13 protein-coding genes are annotated in these 12,544 nt (G+C 59.2%); 9 read left to right on the forward strand and 4 right to left on the reverse strand.

Translation table 11 applies throughout. From position 1 onward, the window contains the following. Positions 1 to 3: 3 nt before the first annotated feature. From GKN89_RS14715 to GKN89_RS14725, 3 genes are read left to right on the forward strand one after another with little or no spacing between them, the layout of a single operon-like run. A complete protein-coding gene (locus GKN89_RS14715) occupies positions 4 to 1,218 on the forward strand; it encodes an MFS transporter (RefSeq protein ID WP_019453199.1) in 1,215 nt (404 codons plus the stop codon). Next, entirely contained in the window at positions 1,215 to 1,610 is a 396-nt protein-coding gene (locus GKN89_RS14720; RefSeq protein ID WP_019453198.1) for a carboxymuconolactone decarboxylase family protein, read from the forward strand. The genes GKN89_RS14715 and GKN89_RS14720 overlap by 4 nt, the downstream gene beginning before the upstream one ends. An 11-nt stretch (positions 1,611 to 1,621) precedes the next feature. Beyond that, entirely contained in the window at positions 1,622 to 2,800 is a 1,179-nt protein-coding gene (locus GKN89_RS14725) for an acetyl-CoA C-acetyltransferase (protein WP_025160131.1), read from the forward strand. A gap of 52 nt (positions 2,801 to 2,852) precedes the next feature. Here GKN89_RS14725 and GKN89_RS14730 read toward each other — a convergent pair whose 3' ends face one another. Further along, positions 2,853 to 3,851 carry an aldo/keto reductase gene (locus GKN89_RS14730; protein WP_019453196.1) on the reverse strand — a complete coding sequence of 333 codons (999 nt, stop codon included), beginning with the start codon at positions 3,849 to 3,851 and terminating at the stop codon, positions 2,853 to 2,855. A 190-nt stretch (positions 3,852 to 4,041) separates the two neighbouring features. After that, entirely contained in the window at positions 4,042 to 4,791 is a 750-nt protein-coding gene (locus tag GKN89_RS14735) for a 3-oxoacyl-ACP reductase family protein (RefSeq protein WP_154747266.1), read from the reverse strand. Positions 4,792 to 4,917: 126 nt separating this feature from the next. On the opposite strand from GKN89_RS14735, the gene GKN89_RS14740 reads away from it, so the two are divergent. After that, on the forward strand, positions 4,918 to 5,835 hold the full coding sequence (locus tag GKN89_RS14740) for a LysR family transcriptional regulator (RefSeq protein ID WP_154747267.1): 918 nt from the start codon (positions 4,918 to 4,920) through the stop codon (positions 5,833 to 5,835). 55 nt (positions 5,836 to 5,890) lie between these two features. Here the strand turns inward: GKN89_RS14740 and GKN89_RS14745 are convergent, their stop codons facing one another. Then, a complete protein-coding gene (locus GKN89_RS14745) occupies positions 5,891 to 6,151 on the reverse strand; it encodes a YdgH/BhsA/McbA-like domain containing protein (RefSeq protein ID WP_154747268.1) in 261 nt (86 codons plus the stop codon). A 195-nt stretch (positions 6,152 to 6,346) separates the two neighbouring features. Here GKN89_RS14745 and GKN89_RS14750 point away from each other — a divergent pair, with 195 nt between their 5' ends. The 5 genes from GKN89_RS14750 to GKN89_RS14770 all read left to right on the forward strand — a co-directional run bounded on the left by GKN89_RS14750 (position 6,347) and on the right by GKN89_RS14770 (position 11,452). Then, complete coding sequence (locus tag GKN89_RS14750) at positions 6,347 to 6,790, forward strand: lipocalin-like domain-containing protein (protein ID WP_019453192.1); 444 nt, start codon at positions 6,347 to 6,349, stop codon at positions 6,788 to 6,790. Continuing rightward, entirely contained in the window at positions 6,787 to 7,455 is a 669-nt protein-coding gene (locus tag GKN89_RS14755) for a glutathione S-transferase family protein (protein WP_019453191.1), read from the forward strand. Before GKN89_RS14750 ends, GKN89_RS14755 begins: the two co-directional genes overlap by 4 nt. Before the next feature lie 47 nt (positions 7,456 to 7,502). Next, positions 7,503 to 7,910: a VOC family protein gene (locus GKN89_RS14760; protein WP_063918679.1), complete on the forward strand. Its 408-nt coding sequence runs from the start codon at positions 7,503 to 7,505 to the stop codon at positions 7,908 to 7,910. Between the two features lie 333 nt (positions 7,911 to 8,243). Beyond that, on the forward strand, positions 8,244 to 9,605 hold the full coding sequence (locus tag GKN89_RS14765; RefSeq protein ID WP_063918680.1) for an NCS2 family permease: 1,362 nt from the start codon (positions 8,244 to 8,246) through the stop codon (positions 9,603 to 9,605). A gap of 197 nt (positions 9,606 to 9,802) precedes the next feature. Next, positions 9,803 to 11,452 carry a Na+/H+ antiporter gene (locus tag GKN89_RS14770; RefSeq protein WP_019453188.1) on the forward strand — a complete coding sequence of 550 codons (1,650 nt, stop codon included), beginning with the start codon at positions 9,803 to 9,805 and terminating at the stop codon, positions 11,450 to 11,452. A gap of 76 nt (positions 11,453 to 11,528) precedes the next feature. Here GKN89_RS14770 and GKN89_RS14775 read toward each other — a convergent pair whose 3' ends face one another. Then, positions 11,529 to 12,416 (reverse strand): LysR family transcriptional regulator, encoded by an 888-nt coding sequence (locus GKN89_RS14775; RefSeq protein ID WP_019453187.1) that lies wholly within the window; start codon positions 12,414 to 12,416, stop codon positions 11,529 to 11,531. Positions 12,417 to 12,544 lie beyond the last annotated feature (128 nt).

The following is a 12,544-nucleotide window of genomic DNA, read 5'->3' on the forward strand; positions in this document are numbered from 1 at the left end:
ACGATGAAAAATTTATCAAGTGACAATCAGCCATTGAGCATTAAAACCTGGTTGGCATTGGTGATCTTGGCCCTGTCCACGTTCACCATTGTTACCACTGAATTAGCGCCTATCGGCCTGTTGACGCCGATGGCCGAAGGCCTGCACCAGTCAGAGTCGATGATCGGCCTGACAGTCACGCTCTATGCGTGGGTTGGCGCGATCAGCGCACTGTTGTCTTCGCTGTTTCTGGGCAACTTGCCTAAAAAGCTGCTGTTGCTGACGTTGACGCTGATCATCCTGGTCTCCAACAGTCTGTGCGCCATGGTTGAAAATTACCACTGGTTACTGGCTGCCCGCGTGATCGGCGCTTTGGCGCACGGCGCATTCTGGGCGATGATCGGTGCAACGGCGGTATCGCTGGTGCCGACAAGATTCATCGGGCTGGCCACGTCCATCGTTTTCGGTGGCGTCTCTGCGGCCAGCGTATTCGGTGTGCCGCTGTCGAATTATATCGGGCTGAACGTCGGCTGGCGGCCTGCTTTTTGGTTGATGTCTCTGCTGAGTGTGATTGCATTGGTGGGAATTGCTTTGGTCGTGCCGAAGGTGAAGGCCAGTAGCGCCCTCGGCTTCGAGGCATTGGCTCGCGTATTGCGTTCAGGCGCGCTGTGGCGCATCTACGGTGCGACTTTGCTGGCCATCACGGCGCATTTCGCTGCATTCACCTTTATTGAACCCTGGTTGCACAGCGTTGGGGCAGTCACTTCCAGCATGATCCCGGTGATGCTTTTCGTTTTCGGTATTGCCGGCCTGGCGGGCAACTTTGTCACCGGCGTGTTTATCGACAAATGGTTGAAACCGATGGTGGTGCTGTCTGTCGTGCTGATCGCCGCAACGCTGCTGACCCTTGGCCAGATGGGCAACAGCCTGACGAGTGCGGAAATTCTGGCGTTGGTGATCGTCTGGGGCCTGGCCGTTTCCGGCATCTTCGTCGGTTTCCAAACCTGGGTGCTGCGCCTGGCCGGTGAAAATGCGTTCCCCGCTTCAGCGATTTACGTCTCCTTCTTTAATGGTGCCATCGGCTGCGGCGCGTTGGCAGGCGCATGGCTGGTGTCGTTGTACAGCATTCCTGCGTTATTGATGATCGCGGGTATCGCCATTGCGCTCTCGTTGCTGCTGATCGCGATGATTCCGGTAAAAGCCGAACAAGCAGCGGCGCTGGTGGGAGAAGCGCCATGAGAAGCGGGGATGCGTTGACGCAGCACGGGCGCGCGATTATGGATCGGCTTGAAACGGGCTTGGCCGATAAGGTGACCGGCCGTCTGCGGGAGTTGGACGACGACCTGCCGCGTTTGATCACCGATTATGCTTTTGGCGCGGTGGTAGGGCGTGAAGGATTGGATCTCAAGAGCCGGGAGATGATCACCGTTGCTTCGCTTATCACTTTGGGTAATGCATCCGCCCAGTTGGAACTCCATATGCGTGCGGCGCTGAACGTGGGGGTGACGCAACGGGAACTGCTGGAAATTGTGATTCAAATGGCGATCTATGCCGGGGTTCCCGCCTGCATGAATGCGCTTACCGTTTATCGCGCTGCCGTCGCTCAGCACGCCGCGCAACCAGAAGATTAAGGACAATCGTGATGAGAGATGTGGTGGTGGTGGCGGCAAAGCGTACGGCGACAGGCAGTTTTCAAGGGGCGCTATCCGACAAGCCGGCGACGGCGCTGGGGAGCGCTGTGGTGAAGGCGCTGTTGGCCGAAAGCGGGGTGGCGGCACAAGAGGTTGAGCAGGTGATCATAGGGCAGGTGCTGACCGCCGGGTGCGGCCAGAACCCCGCCCGACAAACGGCGCTTTTGGCGGGATTGCCGGTGACGACCCAGACGCTGACGATCAATAAGGTCTGTGGCTCGGGGCTTAAGGCGGTGCATCTGGCGATGCAGGCTATCCAAAGCGGAGAAGCGGAGATGGTGATCGCCGGGGGGCAGGAAAATATGTCGTTGGCGCCGCACCTTATCGGCAATTCGCGTAAAGGTCAGCGTTTAGGGCACGGCGAACTGAAGGATTCGTTGGTGCATGACGGTTTATGGGATGCTTTCCACGATTTCCATATGGGTGTGACGGCGGAGAACGTGGCCAGGCAATTCAATATCTCGCGGGCGCAGCAGGACGAGTATGCCGCTCTGTCGCATCAGCGCGCTCTGGCAGCGCAGCAGAATGGCCTGTTCCGCGATGAGATCGTGGCGATTGAGTCGGTGAGTCGCAAAGGTGAGGTAACGCGTTTCGAGCAGGATGAAGGGCCGCGGGAGACGAGTTACGAAAAACTGTCGTTGCTGAAGCCGGTGTTTCAAAAAGCGGGTACGGTAACGGCGGGCAATGCTTCATCGCTCAATGACGGTGCTGCGGCGGTGCTGCTGTGTAGCCGGGAGAAAGCGGAGAGCCTCGGGCTGGAGCCGCTGGCGGTACTGGGGCATTTCAGCAACTCCGGCATCGAACCGGAAATCATGGGGGCGGCGCCGATCGAGGCGATTCGTCAGTGCATGAATAAACAAAACTGGCATGCGGACGAGGTGGAGGCGCTCGAGTCCAACGAGGCTTTCGCTGCCCAGGCGCTGGCGGTGATGTCGGCATCTGGCATCGATCCGCAACGGGTCAATCCGCATGGCGGCGCGATCGCGTTGGGGCACGCAATCGGCGCTTCCGGTTGCCGCATTCTGGTTACGCTGATTCATCATATGCAGCGTAACCGGTTGAATAAAGGTATTGCCGCTTTGTGCGTGGGGGGCGGTGAGGGGGTAGCCCTCAGCGTAATGAGAAAATAAATTAAGCATAAAAAAGAGGGCTGATATTTCAGCCCTCTTTTTATTGATATTATCAGGCGTTCACGCCTTTCATTCCCTCTGGGCTATAACGCTCTCCCATAATTGTTATTTTTTCCTTTAATGTATTAAGCAAGGTTAAATCTTCTTCAGTCAGTCTGATGTTCTCCGCTTGGGCATTTTCGATAGCGTAATGACTGTTTTTGGTGCCAGGAATGGGGACGATTTTCTCATATTTAGCCAGTAACCAGGCTAACGAAATTTGTCCAGGCGTGCATTGATGCTTTTCCGCCAGCGGGGCGATCGCCTGCAGGATTTTAGCATTATGCTCGATATTACTCTGAATGAATCGTTCATTGTTTTTGCGGAAATCATTATCGGCGAAGGCCTGATTGCTGAGATATTTCCCGGTCAGGAATCCCCGGCCTAACGGAGAGTAAGGAACAACGCCGACGCCCAAACGCATGGCTGTCGGCAGCACGTTTTCTTCGATATCGCGTGTCCAGAGTGAATATTCGGTTTGCAAGGCGCTGATCGGATGAACATGGTGCGCTTTTTCCAATGTGGCAGCAGAGACTTCGCATAAGCCCACCTGCGCAATCTTGCCTTCTTTCACCAGCTGTGACAGACAGCTCATGCTCTCCTCAATATCCGCTTGGGGATCGACGCGGTGCAGGTAATAGAGATCGATACGCTCGACTCCCAACCGCTGCAGTGACTCATGACAGCAACGGCGAATATAATCAGGTTGATTATTGATGCGGCGCGCGTAGGCATTGTCATCGGAGCGATCGATACCGCATTTTGTGGCAATTTTTATTTTGTTGCGCTGTGCATGGCCCAGCGTGGCAAGGAAATGGCCTAATAACCTTTCGTTATGTCCACGACCATATAAGTTGGCGGTGTCAATAAAATTGACGCCAGTGTCAATCACCGTTTTTAATACCGTCAGCGATGTATTATCATCGGTGTCGCCATAGAACTCACTCAATCCCATCGCGCCAAAACCCATAGCCGATACGGTTAAACCATTGCCTAGCGTTCTTTCTTTCATATTAACTTCTCCATAGGGTGACTGGGCAGTATGGCATTGGCTGTAATGACAAGAGAATTTCAAAGTTGTCGATTCAAAAAAGGTATCGAGTGTGGCATTAATGTGATTAAGCCAAATAATGCTTCCTTATTTAATGATATTTTTTCTATAAAAAAGCCCCTTCACGGGGCTGTTTGCATTTCAGAGATGGTTATGCCGAGAAGCCACCGTCGATGCTCAGGCTGGCGCCGGTGATATAACCCGCCTGCGGGCCGGCCAGGTAGGCGACGAAGCCGGCGATCTCTTCATCTTTGCCGTAGCGGCCGATCGCCATCAACTGCTTGAGTTGATCGGCGAACTCGCCGGCGTCCGGGTTCATCTCGGTGTCCACCGGGCCGGGCTGCACGTTATTGACGGTGATACCGCGCGGGCCGAGATCGCGCGCCATGCCTTTGGTCAAACCGACCAGGGCCGATTTGCTCATCGCATAGACCGCGGCGCCGCCGAACGGCACGCGCTCGGCGTTGGTGCTGCCGATGTGGATGATGCGGCCGCCGTCGTTCATGTGGCGCGCCGCTTCCTGGCTGGCGACGAACACGCTGCGCACGTTGACCGCCAGCATGCGGTCCAGGTCGTCCAGCTCCAGCTCTTCGGTGCCACCCAGCGTAAATACCCCGGCGTTATTCACCAGAATATCCAGGTTGCCGAAGAGGTTCACCGCCTGGCGTACCGCCTGCTGCAGCGCCGCCGCATCGGCGCTGTCGGCCTTGATGGCGAGGGCTTTGCCGCCGGCGGCGGTGATGGCGTTCACCACCGCGTCGGCGCGATCGGCCGAGGCGGCGTAGGTAAAGGCGACGGCGGCGCCTTCGCTCGCCAGCCGTTTCACGATGGCGGCGCCGATGCCGCGCGAGCCGCCCTGAACGAATGCGACTTTACCTTGCAGAGTTTGTGCTGTGGTCATGCTGTGTCTCCAGAGTGGGTAAGGGAAAACCGTTACGGTCAGTATCTGGGATCGCCCGCGCGGTAACTAGCCACAAAGAGCTATAATCAGTTCAAACCATAAGTTTAAAATCCATAGAGGAAAAACATGCTGGGACATCTGGAGTGCTTCGTCAGCAGCGCGGAAAACGGCAGCTTTTCCGCCGCCGGCCGCAAGCTGGGCATCAGCCCGGCAGCGGTGAGCAAGAATGTCACCCGGCTGGAAGCGGTGGTTGGCGTGCGGCTGTTTCAGCGCAATACCCGCAAGCTGATCCTCACCGAGGCGGGGGAGCGTTTTCTCAGCGAGGTGAGCGGCGGATTACAATCGATCCAGTGCGCATTGAAAGGGCTGAGCAGCGGCGGCGGCGCGGCGGCCGGCGGGCTGAAGGTCAGCATGGGCACCGCCTTTGGTCTGCATTTCGTCTTGCCGATGCTGCCGGACTTTCTGGCGCGTTATCCGGCGATCGTGCCGGACTGGCATTTCGACAACCGCCAGGTCGATCTGATCGGTGAGCACTTCGATGCGGCATTGGGCGGCGGCATCGAATTGGCGCAGGGCATCATCGCGCGTGAGCTGGCGCCGGCTCATGGGGTGTTGGTGGCCTCGCCGGAGTATCTGCGGCAGCGGCCGCCGCTGACGGAGCCGGAGCAGTTGGCGGAACATGCGGGCATCTTTATCCGCTCGCCGCAAACCGGGCGTATCCGCCATCAGCCGCTGCGCAACGCGGTCAATGAGCAGCGGGCGCCGGCGATGTCGGTCACGATGACGGTCAACGAACCGGAAGCGGCCGCGCGGGCGGCGGAGATGGGGGGGGGCATCGCGCTGATCGGCATGCCGAATGCGGCGCCTTATCTGGAAAGCGGCCGTCTGGTGCGGGTTCTGCCGGGCTGGTATGTCGATCGCGGCAGCGTCTACCTCTATTTTCCCACCACCAAATTTTTGCCGACCAAAACCCGGGTATTCGTCGATTACATCACCGAGCAGTTTCGCCTGCAGAAGCTGGCGGCACGCTTTGACGCCCGCTAAAACGAGAAAAGCCCCTTGCGGGGCTTCTTTCTTCCGTCGGTTAGCTGTTCGACGATCAGTTGAAGATTTCTGCGGTGCCGTACAGTTTGTTCTGACCGCCGGCTGCGACGATGCGGTATGAGCTGGCGCCCGATGCGGCGGCTTTGCTGGCCAGTTCGCTTTCCAGCGCGCTCAGGTTGGCGGCGCCGCTCACGGAGACTACGCCGATTTTCTGAGCGTCTGCGGCAGGCTGGCTGGTTGGCAGGTCAGAGGCGAAGGTAGCGAAAGAAGCGGTAGCCAGCAGTGCAGCGGTAGCAAAAATTTTGACGTTTTTCATGATGTATTCCTCAGCGTATTGATTGGGTGAGAGCTCGTTGTCTCTCGATGTGTTAAATAGTAGTGCGGCAGGTCGGAATAAAAAATCGGAGAGTTTTGAGTATTTCATTCAAATAAATTGATTGTTTTTCACCCGCTGGCGCGCGGTAAAAATCATCACTACCCTTTACAGACGATCCTTAACCGGAGAAGACTGATGACGGTAAACGCGTTTATCGGCAGCTGGGCGCTGGTGTCGTCGGCGTTTAAAAATCAGGATGGCGAGTTGAATTATCCGCTGGGTGAGCAGGTGTTGGGGCGCATCCACTATGAGGCCAATGGCACGATGGCGGCGCAGCTCTACAGCGCCGTGCGGCCGCGTTTCGCCGCCGCTGATTTGGCGCAGGGGTCCGAACGCGAGATCCATACCGCTTTCATCAATATGATTTGCTACTTCGGCCGCTATCAGGTGGAGGAAAGCGAGCTGCAGGTGGTGCATCAGGTCGAAGGCTGTTCGTTCCCCAACTGGATCGGCAGCCGTCAGATACGCTTTTACGCTTTCAGCGGCGATCGGCTGACGTTGCGCACGGTTCCGCTGCAGCTCGGCAACGGCTTGCAGGTTGGCGAGCTGGTGTGGCAACGGACAGGAGCCTCGTCATGATCATTGTTCATCATCTCAATCACTCGCGTTCGCAGCGCATTCTGTGGTTTCTGGAAGAACTGGGCGTGCCCTATCAGGTGCAACGCTACGAGCGCGATCCGAACACCATGCTGGCGCCGCCGGCGCTGAAAAAGATCCACCCGCTGGGCAAATCGCCGGTGATCGTCGACGGCGATCTGACGCTGGCGGAATCCGGCGCCATTATCGAATATTTGCAGGAAGCCTATGACGCGCAAGGCATGTTCATGCCGACCGATTTCCACGCGCGTCAGCAATACCGCTACTGGCTGCACTACGCGGAAGGATCGCTGATGCCTCTGTTGGTGATGAAGCTGGTGTTCAGCCGTCTTGGCCAGCCGCCGATCCCGTGGCTGCTGCGGCCGGTGGCGGGCGCGATCGGCAAAGGCGTGCAGCGCGAATACCTCGACAAGCAGATCGCGCCGCACTGCGAGTACCTTGAGCAGCACCTGAACAAGGGCAGCTGGTTCGTCGGCAACGACTTCAGTGCGGCGGACATCCAGATGAGTTTCCCGCTGGAGGCGATGGCGGCGCGCGGCGCGCTGGACAATTGCCCGAAACTGCGCGGCTTCCTGCAGCGCATTCATGCCCGGCCGGCCTATCAACGGGCGCTGGAGCAGGGCGGCCCTTACGATCTGCTGAGTTAAAGCGATGGGCTATACTCGATGAGGTCATTCTTCATCGGAGGTAGCCCATGGCTACGCAAATCTTCGTTAATCTGCCCGTACGCGATCTGCCCGCCTCGATGGCGTTTTTCACCCAGTTGGGATTCAGTTTCAACCCGCAATTTACCGACGATACCGCCGCCTGCATGGTGGTCAGCGAGACGATTTACGTGATGCTGCTGACCCACGACAAATTCAGCATGTTTACCCCAAATCCGATCGGCGACGCCAGGCAGGCCACCGAGGTGCTGGTTTGTCTGTCGCAACCCAGCCGGGCGGCGGTCGACGAACTGGTGCGCAAGGCGATCGCCGGCGGCGGCAATACCTACCACCAGCCGCGGGATTATGGCGTGATGTACGGCCACGGATTCCAGGATCTGGACGGCCATATCTGGGAGCTGATGTACATGGATCCCAGTGCGGTGCAGACGCAATAATGTCGTCGTGGAAGATGTCGCTCGGGGCGTCCGGTCGCCCCGTCTTTTCGTGCAGAAGCCATTCCCGTCATTTTCTGCATAATTTGCCGCGATCTTTAGTTGATTAGACGCCAGGGAAGGCAGGATAATCGTTTGCCTTGAATAAACCACCATAAATCACCCGTACCGCGCGCTGCGAGTTAAACGTTTGCCTTGGTGCGCATCGCCGTTGGCGGTGCGACGGAAGGGCAAGGAAGCGGAACGTGACGTAAACGATTACGTGGCGATCAGGCGCGGGCGAGATTACAGGCCTGCTGCGACGGGCCGATTCATGAAACACAGGGGAAGTAACCTATGTCGAACTCTCAAGCGAACCACGCCGCAAAACCAACCGGCGGGCTTGATGGCTATTTTAAAATTTCCGCGCGCGGCAGCAGCGTGCGCCAGGAAGTGGTGGCGGGGCTGACCACCTTCCTGGCGATGGTGTACTCGGTGATCGTAGTGCCGAGCATGCTGGGCAAGGCGGGTTTCCCGCCGGCGGCGGTGTTCGTCTCCACCTGCCTGGTGGCTGGTCTGGGATCGCTGTTGATGGGGTTGTGGGCTAATCTGCCGATGGCCATCGGCTGTGCGATCTCGTTGACCGCTTTCACCGCGTTCAGCCTGGTGCTGGGCCAACACATCAGCATCCCGGTGGCGCTGGGCGCAGTGTTCCTGATGGGCGTGCTGTTTACCGTCATCTCGGTGACCGGCATTCGCGCCTGGATCCTGCGCAACCTGCCGATGGGCGTGGCGCACGGCACCGGCATCGGCATCGGCCTGTTCCTGCTGCTGATCGCCGCCAACGGCGTCGGCCTGGTGGTGAAGAACCCGCTGGATGGCCTGCCGGTAGCGCTCGGTGCCTTCACCTCCTTCCCGGTGGTGATGACGTTGGTCGGTCTGGCGGTGATCTTCGGGCTGGAGAAACTGCGCGTGCCCGGCGGCATTCTGCTGGTGATCATCGCCATTTCCATCATCGGTCTGATCTTCGATCCGGCGGTGAAATACCAGGGGCTGTTCGCCATGCCGAGCTTGGCGGACGCTGATGGCAAATCGTTGATCTTCAGCCTGGATATCATGGGCGCGCTGCAGCCGGTGGTGTTGCCGAGCGTGCTGGCGCTGGTGATGACCGCGGTGTTCGACGCCACCGGCACCATCCGCGCGGTGGCCGGGCAGGCCAACCTGCTGGATAAAGACGGGCAGATCATCAGCGGTGGCAAGGCGCTGACCTCGGATTCCCTGAGCAGCATCTTCTCCGGCCTGGTGGGCGCCGCACCCGCCGCCGTCTACATCGAGTCCGCCGCCGGCACCGCCGCGGGCGGCAAGACCGGCCTGACCGCCACCGTGGTCGGCATTCTGTTCCTGCTGATCCTGTTCCTGTCGCCGCTGGCCTATCTGGTACCGGTCTATGCCACTGCACCGGCGTTGATGTACGTCGGCCTGCTGATGTTGAGCAACGTCACCAAGCTGGACTTCAACGACTTCGTCGATGCGATGGCCGGCCTGCTGTGCGCGGTATTCATCGTGCTGACCTGCAACATCGTCACCGGCATCATGCTGGGCTTCAGCTCGCTGGTCATCGGCCGCATCTTCTCCGGCGAATGGCGCAAGCTGAACATCGGCACCGTGCTGATCGCCGTAGCGCTGGTGGCGTTTTACGCCGGCGGCTGGGCGATTTAATCACGCCTCGTTTCCCTCGCCCGGCGGGCGGGGGAAGCATGCACGGCATCTCCCTTCTTAAGATAAGTCTTCTTCTGCTCTGCACCGCGTTTTGAAAGGCACAACAAGCTTTAACCGCTGTAAAAAAAGTGATCTACTATCGGGACCAACGCAGGCCCTGAGCCGATGTCGTCTGAATCGTAGAGTCTAAGGAAAGCATGGAAATCTTTTTTACAATCCTCATTTTGATCCTGGTGGTCTCCCTGTCCGGGGTGGTGACGCGCATGTTGCCGTTCCAGGTGCCGCTGCCGCTGATGCAAATCGCCATCGGGGCGCTGTTGGCCTGGCCGCATTTCGGGCTGCACGTCGACTTTGATCCCGAACTGTTCCTGGTGCTGTTCATCCCGCCGCTGCTGTTCGCCGACGGCTGGAAAACGCCGACGCGCGAGTTCCTGCATCACGGGCGTGAAATTCTCGGCCTGGCGCTGGTGCTGGTGCTGATCACCGTGGTCGGCGTCGGCTATCTGATCTACGCCATGGTGCCGGGCATTCCGCTGGTGGCGGCCTTCGCGCTGGCGGCGGTGCTGTCGCCGACCGACGCCGTGGCGCTGTCCGGCATCGTCGGTAAAGGGCGCATTCCCAAGCCGATCATGGGCGTGCTCGAGGGCGAGGCGCTGATGAACGACGCCTCCGGCCTGGTGTCGCTCAAGTTCGCCATCGCGGTGGCGATGGGCACCATGGTGTTCACCGTGGGCGGCGCAACCCTCGAGTTCCTCAAAGTGGCGATCGGCGGCCTGCTGGCCGGTGTGGCGGTCACCTGGACCTACAGTAAATCGCTGCGGGTGATGAGCCGCTGGAGCGGCGACGATCCGGCGACCCAGATCGTGTTCCTGCTGCTGCTGCCGTTCGCCTCTTATCTGATCGCCGAACATATCGGCGTCTCCGGCATCCTGGCGGCGGTAGCGGCGGGGATGACCATCAGCCAGTCCGGCGTGATCCGCAACGCACCGCTGGCGATGCGCCTGCGCGCCAACAGCGTATGGGCGATGCTGGAGTTCGTGTTCAACGGCATGGTGTTCATCATGTTGGGCCTGCAGCTGCCGGGTATTCTCGAGACCTCTATCCTGCAGGCGGAGCTGGATCCGACGATTCAGACCTGGTACCTGTTCGCCGACGTGGCCACCATCTACGCCGCGCTGCTGGTGCTGCGCTTCACCTGGCTGTGGGTAATGAAGAAAACCAGCAACCGCTTTATGAAAAAGCGCCCGCTGCAGTTCGGCGATTACAGCACGCGTGAGCTGTGGGTGGCGTCGTTCGCCGGGGTGCGCGGGGCGATTACCCTGGCCGGTGTGCTGTCGATACCGCTGTTGTTGAGTGACGGCACCGCCTTCCCGGCGCGCTATCAACTGGTGTTTATCGCCGCCGGGGTGATCCTGCTGTCGTTGATCGTCGGCGTGCTGGCGTTGCCGCTGCTGCTGCGCGGCGTGCAGGTGACCGACAAGAGCGCCAGCAAGCAGGAAGAGCGCATGGCGATCGCCATGGCGGCCGAAGTGGCGATCGAGAGCGTGAATAAAATGGAAGAGCGCCTGGTTGCCGATACCGAAGAGAACCTCGATCCGCAGGTATTGAAAGAGGTCAGCTCGCGGGTGACGGGCATGCTGCGGCGGCGCATCGCCTCGAAAGACGACATCGAGAATGCGCTGGCGATGGAAAACCTCGAGCGGCGTTTCCGCCTGACGGCGCTGCGCGCCGAGCGCGGCGAGCTGTACCACCTGCGCGCCACGCAGAAAATCAGCAACGAGACGCTGCAAAAACTGCTGCACGATCTCGACTTGCTCGAAGCGCTGCTGATCGAGCGCGAAGGGTAAACTTCAGACGAGGAATAAACGTTTTTCCTCTTATTTCCGCCCCGAAGGGCCGCCTGTGCGGCCCTTGTTTTTTTGGCTACTTGACCGGCGGCCAGTAGTCGCGGCAGCAGGCGATCCAGGCCTGCGCGCTGTGTGACAGATAGCTGCCCTGCCGCCAGATCAGCCCGACCCGCCACTCCATGCGCGGCTCCAGCGGCAGCCAAACCAGGTTTTCCTTGTCCAGCCAGCGGCAGACCGGTTCCGGCAGCATGGCGATGCCCACGCCGGCCTGCACCATCGAGGCGAGGAAGTCCCACTGGCCGCTGCGCACCGCGATTTGCGGCTCAAAACCGGCCTGGCTAAACGCCTTCATCAGCATCTTGTACAGCGCGAAGTCCTCGTTATAAATCAGGATTGGGCTGTCGGCCAATTCGGCGATATTGATGCGGGTGCGATTGAGCCACTGCGGCGTGCGCGGCGCCACCACGCACATCGGATGGCCCAGCAGCGGCAGAAAGGTCAGCGGCTGTTCCGAATCGAAGGGCAGCACCGTCATCGCCAGATCCAGCTCGCCGGACATCACCGCCTGCTCGACCGACAGCCCGCCCAGTTCGGAAATTTTTAATTCGATGCCGGGGTAGGTCTGGCGAAAACGGCGGATCAGATCGGCGATCTGCCTGCCGACCATCGGCGGAATGCCGAGCCGCAGCACCCCTTTTTTCACTGAACCGATGTCTTCCAGCTCCGCCTCCAACTGGCGGAATTCGTCGAGGATCGTCAGGCCGCGCTGATACACCGCCTGGCCGCTGTCGGTCAGACGCAGCTTGCGGCCTTCGCGGATCAGCAGCGTGCACTCCAGCTCCTCCTCCAGATGCCGCAGCATCTTGCTGATGGTGGGCTGGGTGACGAACAGTTTTTCCGCCGCGCGGGTGAAGCTTTGCTGGCGCACCACTTCAACGAAGTAGCGCAGGGTGCGGACATCCACGTTAGGGTTCTCCTTGGGGACGCTACCGGTGGGAAACTATTCCCAGACGGCATGATGTCGATAATTTTAATTCATTTCAGGCGTGGTTTCCCGGCTGCGTATACTGTAGGCCGTCAATTTATTGTTTG

It is taken from the genome of Serratia sp. YC16, assembly GCF_009707615.1.
In the GTDB taxonomy this organism is placed as follows: Bacteria; Pseudomonadota; Gammaproteobacteria; order Enterobacterales; family Enterobacteriaceae; genus Serratia; species Serratia surfactantfaciens.

What these genes read in the sequence shown, in the direction of transcription:
- GKN89_RS14715 (WP_019453199.1), top strand. Translation starts at nt 4, where the DNA reads ATGAAAAATTTATCAAGTGACAATCAGCCATTGAGCATTAAAACCTGG.
- GKN89_RS14720 (WP_019453198.1), top strand. Translation starts at nt 1,215, where the DNA reads ATGAGAAGCGGGGATGCGTTGACGCAGCACGGGCGCGCGATTATGGAT.
- GKN89_RS14725 (WP_025160131.1), top strand. Translation starts at nt 1,622, where the DNA reads ATGAGAGATGTGGTGGTGGTGGCGGCAAAGCGTACGGCGACAGGCAGT.
- GKN89_RS14730 (WP_019453196.1), bottom strand. Translation starts at nt 3,851, where the DNA reads ATGAAAGAAAGAACGCTAGGCAATGGTTTAACCGTATCGGCTATGGGT.
- GKN89_RS14735 (WP_154747266.1), bottom strand. Translation starts at nt 4,791, where the DNA reads ATGACCACAGCACAAACTCTGCAAGGTAAAGTCGCATTCGTTCAGGGC.
- GKN89_RS14740 (WP_154747267.1), top strand. Translation starts at nt 4,918, where the DNA reads ATGCTGGGACATCTGGAGTGCTTCGTCAGCAGCGCGGAAAACGGCAGC.
- GKN89_RS14745 (WP_154747268.1), bottom strand. Translation starts at nt 6,151, where the DNA reads ATGAAAAACGTCAAAATTTTTGCTACCGCTGCACTGCTGGCTACCGCT.
- GKN89_RS14750 (WP_019453192.1), top strand. Translation starts at nt 6,347, where the DNA reads ATGACGGTAAACGCGTTTATCGGCAGCTGGGCGCTGGTGTCGTCGGCG.
- GKN89_RS14755 (WP_019453191.1), top strand. Translation starts at nt 6,787, where the DNA reads ATGATCATTGTTCATCATCTCAATCACTCGCGTTCGCAGCGCATTCTG.
- GKN89_RS14760 (WP_063918679.1), top strand. Translation starts at nt 7,503, where the DNA reads ATGGCTACGCAAATCTTCGTTAATCTGCCCGTACGCGATCTGCCCGCC.
- GKN89_RS14765 (WP_063918680.1), top strand. Translation starts at nt 8,244, where the DNA reads ATGTCGAACTCTCAAGCGAACCACGCCGCAAAACCAACCGGCGGGCTT.
- GKN89_RS14770 (WP_019453188.1), top strand. Translation starts at nt 9,803, where the DNA reads ATGGAAATCTTTTTTACAATCCTCATTTTGATCCTGGTGGTCTCCCTG.